9 protein-coding genes are annotated in these 9,330 nt (G+C 47.8%); 8 read left to right on the top strand and 1 reads right to left on the bottom strand.

Annotation, left to right across the window (positions count from 1 at the left end; all coding sequences use genetic code 11):
- Positions 1-195: 195 nt before the first annotated feature.
- Positions 196-1,629, bottom strand: coding sequence for a sigma-54 interaction domain-containing protein (locus V7266_RS20740; RefSeq protein WP_335470523.1), 1,434 nt, complete (start codon positions 1,627-1,629; stop codon positions 196-198).
- Between the two features lie 202 nt (positions 1,630-1,831).
- On the opposite strand from V7266_RS20740, the gene V7266_RS20745 reads away from it, so the two are divergent.
- The 8 genes from V7266_RS20745 (at position 1,832) to V7266_RS20780 (ending at position 9,177) form a co-directional block, all read left to right on the top strand.
- Positions 1,832-2,617 (top strand): SDR family NAD(P)-dependent oxidoreductase, encoded by a 786-nt coding sequence (locus V7266_RS20745; protein ID WP_335470524.1) that lies wholly within the window; start codon positions 1,832-1,834, stop codon positions 2,615-2,617.
- The gene (locus tag V7266_RS20750) at positions 2,595-3,389 is read left to right on the top strand and encodes an SDR family NAD(P)-dependent oxidoreductase (protein WP_335470525.1); all 795 of its coding nucleotides are present in this window, start codon (positions 2,595-2,597) and stop codon (positions 3,387-3,389) included. Before V7266_RS20745 ends, V7266_RS20750 begins: the two co-directional genes overlap by 23 nt.
- A gap of 14 nt (positions 3,390-3,403) precedes the next feature.
- Positions 3,404-3,874 carry a PPC domain-containing DNA-binding protein gene (locus tag V7266_RS20755; protein ID WP_335470526.1) on the top strand — a complete coding sequence of 157 codons (471 nt, stop codon included), beginning with the start codon at positions 3,404-3,406 and terminating at the stop codon, positions 3,872-3,874.
- A 7-nt stretch (positions 3,875-3,881) separates the two neighbouring features.
- The gene (locus V7266_RS20760) at positions 3,882-5,360 is read left to right on the top strand and encodes a class I adenylate-forming enzyme family protein (RefSeq protein WP_335470528.1); all 1,479 of its coding nucleotides are present in this window, start codon (positions 3,882-3,884) and stop codon (positions 5,358-5,360) included.
- Entirely contained in the window at positions 5,357-6,493 is a 1,137-nt protein-coding gene (locus V7266_RS20765) for a thiolase domain-containing protein (RefSeq protein ID WP_335470536.1), read from the top strand. The genes V7266_RS20760 and V7266_RS20765 overlap by 4 nt, the downstream gene beginning before the upstream one ends.
- A 3-nt stretch (positions 6,494-6,496) precedes the next feature.
- The gene (locus tag V7266_RS20770; RefSeq protein ID WP_335470529.1) at positions 6,497-6,802 is read left to right on the top strand and encodes a Zn-ribbon domain-containing OB-fold protein; all 306 of its coding nucleotides are present in this window, start codon (positions 6,497-6,499) and stop codon (positions 6,800-6,802) included.
- Between the two features lie 103 nt (positions 6,803-6,905).
- The gene (locus V7266_RS20775; protein ID WP_335470530.1) at positions 6,906-7,883 is read left to right on the top strand and encodes a bile acid:sodium symporter family protein; all 978 of its coding nucleotides are present in this window, start codon (positions 6,906-6,908) and stop codon (positions 7,881-7,883) included.
- 19 nt (positions 7,884-7,902) lie between these two features.
- Complete coding sequence (locus tag V7266_RS20780) at positions 7,903-9,177, top strand: MFS transporter (protein WP_335470532.1); 1,275 nt, start codon at positions 7,903-7,905, stop codon at positions 9,175-9,177.
- Positions 9,178-9,330: the final 153 nt, after the last annotated feature.

Consider the following 9,330-nt stretch of genomic DNA (forward strand, 5'->3'; position numbering starts at 1 on the left):
CCTATGCTCTATTTTCGTTTAATAAATCCTGTAAATGTAGATTAAAAATCTGGACCAAATTAAAAATTGGGCTTTTTTTATATTGGAATTTCTTTGACGTATTCTTCTGACGGAACAGTAAATGAGGTTATATTTTGTGAATTAGTATGAATAAATTAGGGTTGTTAGCTTGAAAAACTAATTCATTCTCCAGGCTTACAGCCCAAACTTCTTTTTCTTCCGGACAAGGGTAGCCAAGTCGATTTGAAGGATCTCCGCACACCGTTTCATGGGACGATAAGTAGATAAATAGGAAGCTAATAGGGTCCTTTCATATTCATCTATCATTCCTTTTAGGGAAATCTTTGGATCCCTTGCAGCTCCCATGTCCGGAGATACCGGAGATGGCTTAACCGACGACTTGTGCTGATAAATAGAAGGCGGAAGCAAGGATTCAGGGATGAAATCTTCATCGGATAAGATGACGAGCCGCTCGATTACATTCTTTAGCTCACGAACGTTTCCGGGCCATGGATAAGCAAGCAGCTGATCGATGAGATGGGAGGGAAATGTCTTTCCCCTGCCATGTTTTTCGTTAAACATCTGGAGAAAATGCATCAGCAATACAAAAATATCCTCCATCCTCTCCCTTAGCGGCGGGACGTGGATGGGCAGCACATTGATTCGGAAGAAAAGATCCTCACGGAATTTTTTGGCTTGGATCAGCTCTTCCAGGTTTGCGTTCGTGGCCGCGATAATTCGGACATCGATGGGAATCGATTTCGTTCCACCTACTCTTTGAATCTTCATATCTTGCAAAACCCCCAGCAGTTTCACCTGCAAGGAGAGGGGCATCTCTCCAATTTCATCCAAAAAAAGCGTCCCATGATCGGCAACCTCGAAAAGTCCTGCTTTCCCTTGTCGTGCCGCGCCTGTAAAGGCACCAGGCTCATAGCCGAATAGTTCGGACTCGAGCAGATTCTCCGGAATGGCCCCACAGTTAACTTTTACAAAGGTTCCTTTGTCAAGCCGGTCGCTGTTGAAGTGAATATAGTTGGCCAGGACATCTTTTCCCACCCCGGATTCTCCCAAAATGAGGACAGGCGTATCGATGGCAGAAACTTTTTGAGTAAGAGAGACGATTTTTTCCATTGCCTGGCTGCGGTAGATGATTTGCGTCCCATCCATACTCGGCACCTGCATTTCCTGCAGTGTTTTCCTGTAGCTTTCGGTCAGGCTGTTCGTTTCATCCAGCTGTCTCTTTAATCGATTCAGCTCGGTTAAATCTCTTATATTGCTGATGACAAAAAGTAAATTTCCCTCTTCATCCAGGACAGGAGTAGACGTAACCAAGGCTTCGATCCCTGTAGAATACTGGTTCAGCTTGGTAATCGTCTTATTGTGGATGATCGCTTCCTTCGATACCGACAGTTTGACGAAACCTCTTTCCAATACTTCATCGACGGTTAAGGTATCCAATAAGTGGGGGGCTAATCCTGAAATACGCAAATAGGCTTTATTGTACCATATGATTCTTCCAGAAGGATCCATGATCGTGATGCCATCATAGGAACTATCAATTAAATGTGTAAGTAGTAGTTGTGACTGGTAAAGCTTCTCGGTGATTCGAGTGTTTTGGATACTTGTCATGAAATTCCACCTGATTCCTTCTGTTTAAATATATTTTATATTCTGAAAACTATATAGGCAAGTATGCGCAATTAACTAAAAATATGAGCATTTTTGCATATGCAGAAATGCATATAAGTCTGAAAGCGCTTAACTTAATGCGAGTGAAATTTTGGCATGATATTTGCATAGTTAACTCATGAAATAGAAGGGAGTTTTACATATGTGGGAAATAAGCCATAATCCAAGCTTGAAAGGTCAAGTGGCCATCATTACAGGAGCGGCACGGGGAATCGGTGCAGCCTGCGCTGGAGCGCTGGCTAAAAGCGGATGCCATATTGTGATCATCGATCTTTTATCCAGTGAAGAAACAGTGCAAGCCATCCAATCGGAAAACCCTGATATCAGGGTCTTGGCGATGCAGGTTGACATACGCAAGAAGGAGGAAGTGCAAAAGGCAGTCTCTGAAACGGTTGAACGCTTGGGCAAAGTCGATATCCTGGTCAATAATGCTGGGACGGCTTCACGTCTGGGATTGGAGGAAATGACTGTAGAGGATTGGCAGCGTGATATCGATACGAACCTTCTCGGGACCTTCTTGTTTACGCAAGCAGTGATTTATCCTTATATGAAGAATCAAGGCTACGGCAAAATCATCAACATCAGTTCGGTTTCCGGCATTATCGGGGGGGTTACCTCTTCCTTGCCCGGGAGCAATGGAGGAAGATCCGGTCCGGCTTATGCCGCTTCTAAAGGAGGCATCATCGCCCTGACGAAATGGGTGGCCAAGGAAGTAGGGGAGCTGGGCATTTACTGTAACAGTATTGCCCCAGGGTCGGTCGTTACGGAACTGACCAGAGGATTGGAGTATCCTTTGGACGGGCAGCCGATCAAGCGGATGGGCGATCCGGCCGACATTGCCGAGGCCGTGGTCTATTTGGCTTCACCTGCTTCCAATTATGTGACCGGTCAAGTTTTAAAAGTATGTGGAGGGCTGGCCATTGGATAACTTGGGAGGGAAATTCATCATGATTACCGGTGCCGCCAGAGGCATCGGGCTAGCTCTGGCTCGTACTGCTGCCGGAAAAGGGGCGAACCTGATTCTCGTCGATCGAGATGAAGCGGCCTTGGGAGAGGCGAAGCGGGAATGTTTGAAGCTGACCGGCTATGTGAAAAATGTGGTCATGGATATTACGAATGTTCAGGAATTGAGGGAAACGGTAGACCAGGTCATTGCGGACACAGAGCGAATCGATGTTTTGATTAATAATGCAGGGATCATGCAGACAAAACCTTTTTTGGAAGTAGAGGAAGACGATTGGGACCGTGTGCTTTCCGTCAATTTAAAAGGGCTGTTCTTTCTTTCTCAAGCGGTCGGGAAACATATGATCACAAGGGGCCAGGGGTCAATCATCCATATATCTTCGATCGCCGCCCGCTTTCCCCGGCCGCTGGCCATGCATTATGGGGCTTCAAAAGCAGCGGTTCTCAGCTTAACAAAGTCGATGGCGGATTTTTTTGGAGAATATGGGGTGCGGGTCAATGCGGTTTGTCCTGGTCCAATGGAAACGGAAATGCTGCAGGCAATTGGCCGTGATCGGGCTTCTCTCTTTGGCGGTTCCGCGGAAAAGGCCATTCTCGATTATGTGGGCCCGATTCCTCTTCAGCGAGTGGGGCAGCCGCAGGAGGTAGCCGAAGCCGCTTTATTCCTTGCTTCCGATCAAGCTGCCTACATTACTGGCCAGGCGCTCAATGTCTGCGGAGGCGTGCAAATGATGTAAGGGGGGAGGATGATATGTCGGCCAAAAGGCAGTCGGTCTATAACCGCGACCAGGGCGTCATTTGGGGAACCCTGGAAAAAGGCCAGGATTTGATGCAAGGGCTGCTCGAGGAATGCGAGTACCATGGAGTCGATACCGGCATGGTGACTTGTATCGGATCCCTTGAGCAGGCCCATTACGTCTACGGGATCAAAGGCCCAGTTGGACAGCCAGCCTACAGTGATCCAGTGACCATCCAAGGCGTCATGGAAATTCTCCAAGGCACGGGAATGATCTGCCGCAATCAGGAAGGGGAACTTGACCTGCATTTTCATGGTCTGATTATTGACCAGGACGGCCAGATTCGGGGAGGGCATTTTCTCAAGGGAAAAAACATCATCTTGGTAACGTTGGAATTTTCGATCCTTGTTGGCCAGGAAATAGATGCTGTACGGGCGTACCGCTCTGACCTGGGCTTTCAAACCATTCAATACCGAAGGAAGTGATGATGGAATGGAAACAATAGCGAGCCTTGCTAGAAAGACCTGCCTTAGATGTGCAAATAAGGCAGCACTGACGGATGGGGGGACTACCTATTTATATAAGGAACTGTCAGAACGTTCCGCCCGTTTGGCCCATGCGCTGCTCGACCGTGGCTTGAAGAAGGGGGACCGGGTCGCCATCCTGATGTCCAACCGTTTGGAGCATATCGAATTGGACGTAGCCATCGCTTGGGCGGGGCTGATTAAGGTTCCCCTTAATTACAGAATGCATCCGAAAGAGCATGAATACATTTTGGAGCATTCAGAGGCAAGCCTGTTGATCGCTGAACCCCATTTGCTACCGGGAATCGAGACACTGTGTCCTATGGTGACCACAGCGGAATATGAGGAATGGATCTCACCGTATCCCGATATCATACCAGCTATTGAGGTGGCCGAAGGTGATACATACGCCATTATGTATACATCGGGAACAACCGGAAGGCCCAAAGGGGTTATGCTTACACATCGCAATTTCATTTCAGGTGCTCTTTCTTTGAGCATGGGCTGCGGGATTACGCAGCAGGATGTGATTGGGCATGTCGCTCCGCTCACCCACGGCAGCAACTTCCTGGCTCAATGTGCTCTTTTATTGGGGTGTAAGCAGGTAGTATTCAATAAGTTTGAGCCGAAGGATTTTCTTGAGGCCATTGAAAAAGAAAAAATTACCACTGTCTTTCTGGTGCCGACGATGGTCAATCTGATGATTCATGAAGCGAGCTTCCCTTCAAGGGATCTTTCCTCCCTAAGGACAATCAATATGGCAGGTGCCCCGATGGCCGCGGAGAAAATCAAGGACGCGTTAGAATGGCTCGGGCCTAAAATTGTCGAAACGTATGGACAGGTCGAGGCTCCCATGACGATCACGATGATGCCAAGAGAAGAGTTGGCCAATAAGCCCGATTCCTGCGGAGCCATCGGTCCTTTTGTGGACGTGAGAATTATAGATGATCAGGGGAAACCATTGTCAGTTGGAGAGATAGGTGAGGTCATTTGCCGGGGATCACTCGTGATGAAGGGATACTGGAATCAGCCCGTGGCCACAGCCGAAACACTAAAGGATGGATGGCTCCATACCGGTGACCTGGGATGGCTGGATTCTCAAGGGTTTCTGCATCTTGTCGACCGCAAGAAGGATGTGATTATCAGCGGAGGAGCGAATGTGTATCCGCGGGAAGTGGAAGAAGTGCTGAATCTTCATCCGGCTGTCAAGGAAACCTGTGTATTTGGCATCCCCGATGAGAAATGGGGAGAGGCTGTCTATGCGCATGTGGTGCTGAAAGAGGGTCAACAAGTGACAGAACTGGAGCTGATTGAGCTATGCCGGAATCACTTGGCTGGATATAAAAAGCCAAAAGCCATTCTCATCGTGGATACTCTGCCGAAAAGCTCTTACGGAAAAATCATGCGCAAAGAAATTCGTGCGGAGTATTGGGAGGTATCCAAATGAGAAAGGTTTCCGTAACAGGCATTGGCATGACGAAATTCGGCAAGCATGACAGGAGCATCAAATCGCTTGCTGTGGAAGCAGGCCGGGAAGCGCTGCGAGACGCGGGCCAGCCGAAAATTGATGCGATTTTTGTGGGCAATTTTATGGGAGGAAGCTTGGCCGGACAAGAAATTCTGGGTTCGATGCTTGCAAGCTCGCTGGGATTGGGGGCGATTCCTGCTGCCAAAATGGAGGGAGCCTGCGCTTCTGGAGGGATTGCCTTCCGTCAGGCCTACCAGCTGATTGCGGGAGGAATCTATGACCGGGTCCTGGTTTTGGGGGTTGAAAAAATGACTCATGCCGGAACGGAGACTGTGACACACGCGATTAACATGGCGATGGACAATGACTCCAATGAGGGACCAGCCGGGTTGACGTTCCCTGGATTTTTCGGCATTGTGGCCAATCGCTACTTCTATGAAACAGGTGCACGTAAAGATCATTTAGCCATGGCAGCTATGAAAAACCGCCAATATGCATTGAATAACCCAAAAGCCCAATTCCAAAAAGGGACCTCCATAGAGGAGATCCTGCGAGCTAGGATGATCTGTGACCCGCTCGGATTATTTGATTGTTCCCCGATAACGGATGGCGCTGCTGCGGTGGTTCTTTCGGCAAAAGAGCTTGGTGTCCAGGTGCTTGCCTCAGGTCAAGCCTCGGGTCCGCCGCTCATGCAGGAGATTCCAGAGCTCCTGACGATTTCCGCTACGGTGGAAGCGGCACGGCAAGCATATGCCCAAGCGGGATTGGGCCCTGATGATATCGATGTGCTCGAGCTTCATGATTGCTTCTCGATGACAGAGCTTCTAGCCATTGAAGATCTTGGCTTTTTCGAAAAGGGAACCGGCTGGCAGGCGGTCGAACAAGGGCTGACACAGCACGGCGGGAAGATTCCAGTCAATACGAGCGGCGGCCTCCTATCCCGCGGTCATCCGATTGGTGCCACCGGTGTTGCGCAAATTATCCAGATTGTCGCCCAGCTTAGAGGAACAGCATCTAACCAAGTGCCAGGGGCCAGGATTGGCATGGCGCAAAATTTGGGCGGAACGGGAGCCTATTCCGTCGTCCATCTTTTTGCCGGAAAGGGGGTTTAGCGCATGGAAATCACGGTGGTAGTCTGCGAGGAATGCGGCCATCAAGCCATCCCTCCTAAATACAGCTGTCCAAAATGCACCTCCGATCATCTTGTCGAAACAGAACACACAGGCACAGGTATCATTTATTCCTACACCACTATTCGCGTGGCGGCAGGAAAGTATGAATCACAGCTGCCTTATGTCGTTGCCTTGGTCGAATTAGACGGGGGATTGAGAGTCACGGCCCGCTTAGAGGGAGATCAGGCTTCCATCGGACAGCGAGTGAAGTTGAACCGGGTAGAGGAATCGATTTATTGGTTTGATTAGAGGATAGGATTATTTTGGTAAAATTGTACCATTTAAAATAATTGGACAATTTGGAATAATTATTTTAATAAACTATCCTTTGGAATGTTTGGAGGCTCCAACAATGAAAATGGCAACATTTGTGATCGCCCGCTTAATGCCGATTTGGATCATAGCATTTGCTGCATGGGCTGTTTTTTCGCCGGAGTTATTCACTCCACTTAGTGCCATTAGCAGCCTTGCTCTTGGTTTTGTCCTGTTGATAATGGGACTGACACTGGATCTGGAACGTCTGAAGGTACTGATCCAAAAACCAAAAGTCCCTCTTGTGGGGTCAGCCGGAAAATGGGTGATTGCTCCACTCGTTTCGCTGCTTGTGGCGTATCTATTTTTTTCATCCACCCAGTTTTTTGCAGGGGTTGTCATGGCGGGAATTGTCCCCAGCGGTACTTCGGCTAATCTGAACTCTTTAATTGCCAAAGGGGATCTTGCCTTGAGTATCACCATGTCTGCGGTGGACACGCTGCTCGGCCCTTTGATCACGCCGGCTTTAGCGAAGCTTTTTATTGGTTCCAGTGTGCATTTTGCTTATCTGCCCTTTCTATGGAAGATGACAAAGATTGTTTTTTTACCGTTAATTATCGGAATATTTATACAATATAATTTTCCGAAGATCCAGCAGCATGTGAAACCAGCAGCACCCATTTCTTCTTCGGCTGCCTTGTATATCGTGGTTTTGGGCATTGCTTCCCAGGCCAGTAAGCCGCTGCTGGGTCATCCGGCCATATTACCTTCCTTATTTTTATGTGTCATTTTGCAAATTATTATGCAGATGCTGCTGGGCTATCTTTTTGCGAAATTCCTCCACTATGACGAAGTGGAAAGCCGTTCGATTGTGTTTGAAGTAGGGATCTGCAATTCTGCTTTGGCGACTGTACTGGCGAATGATACGTTTGGCCCTTTGGCAGGGCTGGCCGCAATGGCGAACATGGTTTGTAATTTGACGTTAGGAAGCCTGCTGGCTGCAATTCTTGCATCCATTTCTGTCAGGAATAGCCTGAAAAAAGTCATCATCAAGGAGATACCATACAATAAATTTTAAAATTTGGAGAGTGAAAAAAATGAAAAAGATTCCAAAAGCCCGCTGGTACCGTATTGGACTTTTACTCTTTTTAATTTATCTGACAGCTTTTGTGGACCGTTCCAATATTGGAATGGCCGCCCCTTTAATGGTTAAATCCCTTGGACTTTCCACTGCTAGTGTAGGAGTTTTGCTTTCCGGTTTCTTCTGGGGATATGTGCTTACCCAAATACCGGGAGGATGGGTTGCCGGAAAATTCAGCGCCAAGTCGATGATTGTTTTTGCCTTAATCGTTTGGGGAGCAGCCGCGATGCTCACTGGTATGGTCCATAGCTTTGCTGCCCTGATGGCTGTGCGTTTTATCATGGGATTGGCTGAAGGTGTCGTATGGCCAGCGTTTTCTATCTATTTTGTGAACTGGTATCCGGACGAAGAAAGGGCCCGCGCGATTAACTTTTCGGAAATGTCGCTTCCTATCTCTTCCATTATCATGTCTCCTTTGGCGGGCTGGATGATCCAAACATGGAATTATGAGATGATGTTTATTTTACAAGGAATTCCTCCATTGATTTTAGCGGTTGTCTTCTATTTTCTGGGCGCAGATTCTCCTGCTAAGGATCGCTTGCTCTCCAAGGAAGAGCGGGATTACTTGATGAAAAATAAGTCAACGGCTATTAAAGAGAAGGGCTCACTTTTGGAGGTCATTGCGAATCCGAAAATTTGGGTGTTTTGTATCATTTATTTCCTTTGGATCACTGGATTATATAGCTTCGGCCTGTGGATGCCGAGCTTGATGAAACAGTTAAGCAGTTCTGGAATACAGGCCATCGGTTTTCTGTCTGCGATTCCATTTATCCTCGCCGCCATCGCTATGTACGTAACTGCGACTATGTCAGATCGCCGCGGTGGGAAACGGAGCACGTTTGTCGCGGTTGCTTTAGCTATCGGAGGACTTGCTCTCATTGTGGAACACTTTATAGGTTTGAGTCTTGTTGCTAACATGATTGTGTTGGTTGTAGCCGGTATCGGCATTTACGCTGCCATGGGTCCATGGTGGGCATGGGCGATGTCATTCGTGCCGCGTGATCAAGCGGGTACGGCCAATGGTCTCATTAATCTGTGCGGGAATTTCGGTGGAATTGTGGGTCCTATCGTTGTTGGTGCGGTGGCGCATGATGGTAATTTAATCAATGGTTTTTACGTATTGGGCTTTGCTATGGTCTTGGGCGCATTCCTCGCTGCCTTTGTGGCAGGGCGCTTTAAAGTCACCGATTCAGTGGAACATGAAACAAGCGGGAAACCAGTTCAAGTGTAATGAATTAGAAAAAGCGTGTCCTTAGGCACGCTTTTTTTATTATGGTGAGCTGTATCATAAGTTAATGAGGTTTTTGGTCATTAAATTTGGTGAAAGTCCTTTACTTTTGTGTTTTCCAGTCTTTAATCAGTACTTTCCTCCCTAGAGATAATT

Source organism: Neobacillus drentensis (genome assembly GCF_036965645.1).
Classification (GTDB): Bacteria; Bacillota; Bacilli; order Bacillales; family Cytobacillaceae; genus Neobacillus; species Neobacillus drentensis_D.